The organism is Mangrovimonas sp. TPBH4 (assembly GCF_001280505.1).
Classification (GTDB): Bacteria; Bacteroidota; Bacteroidia; order Flavobacteriales; family Flavobacteriaceae; genus Mangrovimonas_A.
The window spans coordinates 1-1529 of record NZ_LBIO01000064.1; the positions used below are offsets into that span (position 1 = coordinate 1).

The window sequence follows — 1529 nt, forward strand, 5'->3', positions numbered from 1 at the left end:
ATTCCATGATTTTACTGTCTGGCCAACCATATTGATTAGATAAACTTGTTTAATAATATTGGATTCCGGAGTTTTGATGTAAATGTCCTGGGAGCTATTTAAATAATTGACTATAATGTTCTTCTTGTTGAGTTCCTCTAATGACAGGGCACTGTCGTCTTGGAAAGTAATATAAAATCTGTCGGGGTAAATTCCGGGTTCCAATGGGGCTTGAAAACTAAGGTTGTTAATTTGGGTGTAAGTACCCAATAAAGCATCGTATACAAACACGTCTATATTCTCGTCGAAGTTTTTCAGTTCCAAAAGAGAAATTTCTATTGTTCCCGTTGAACCAACATCGACAATTAAAGGGTATTGCTTTATAGGTTCAAATGGTCCAACACCTTGCATGACAAACCGCTGTTCATCGATAGACCAAGAGATGTCCGAAGGGTATGAGTCCGGGTTTCTGGCATCATATCCAAAATCAAAACTATCGGTAACAATGGCATCGGAAACAAATCCTAGCAGTAATGTTCTAAAAGTGCTTTCCGGAGTTTTTGCACTAAGGAGTATTTTTTTAATAGGCTCGGATACATTTTGACTTTGTTGCTCTTGGTTGTTTGCCATTCTCAAGAAAATAGATTCGTCAGGGTCGGACTCTCTCATAAAGAACCTTTGGTCATTTTCAAATTTGACATTTCCTCCCGTACCTTCTTCAATGGCAAAAGTGGTAAACCCTTGTCCAACAGGGATGAACTGTCCTGGCTTCAGGTCGGAGCTTCCCAATCCACTTATCCAGAATCCGTCTGTGGTTACCAATTGGGATGAAACGGGAGGGATGCCCTCATCGAGCAGATTATACATTGCAAACCCACCTTCGTATTCGTTTAGATTATGGGAAGTGTTTGAATTATAGTGTATCCAGAACTGTATGGTGCCGTCAATGGCATTGGAACTCCCCGGATTGGCATTCGGACCGGGAATGTTATCTTTTATAAATTCCATGGCGTCTATGGAAGAAGGGTAAGGGTTGCCTAAAAACAACTCATCACCTATAGCCAAGGAGTTTTCGATCAGTCCGTTATGGGGGATTCCCTTGAAGACATAATTTTGGTATGCTTCACTGGTTCCGCTGCCCTTCATGGTGTATCCTATCCCGGCTTCTATGCTACCAGTGCTGCCCACCTGGGACCAGACGGAGTAGGTGTTTGCTGTACCATTGAATTTGTAGATCCAATAGCTGCTCATGGTTATTGGGGATGTAGGGGCGGCAGTGTCATAGCCACTAGCCCAAGTAATGTCCAAGGGGTTTGAGGAGTCAGTCCCGTCCAAAAGTACAGCTCCTACAGAATAATCGGCATTGATGCCTGAACCTGTGGGGCTAACCGGGGAGCTCCAGTAATTGTAATTGTATTCATTGTATGTCCCTTGTTGGTCCCTTTCAATGAATCCACTACTTGTAGGTTCCAAAATACTTTCATTTAATTGATTTGTATTATATCTCTTCTGTACCAATTGAGATTCACCAATAAGATCAATTTGTCCAT

General features: G+C 41.9%; 1 pseudogene. It reads right to left on the reverse strand.

Features of this window, described 5'->3' with window-relative positions:
* Window positions 1-1529 (reverse strand): annotated as a pseudogene (locus ZA05_RS18380) (hypothetical protein); the annotation flags it as partial.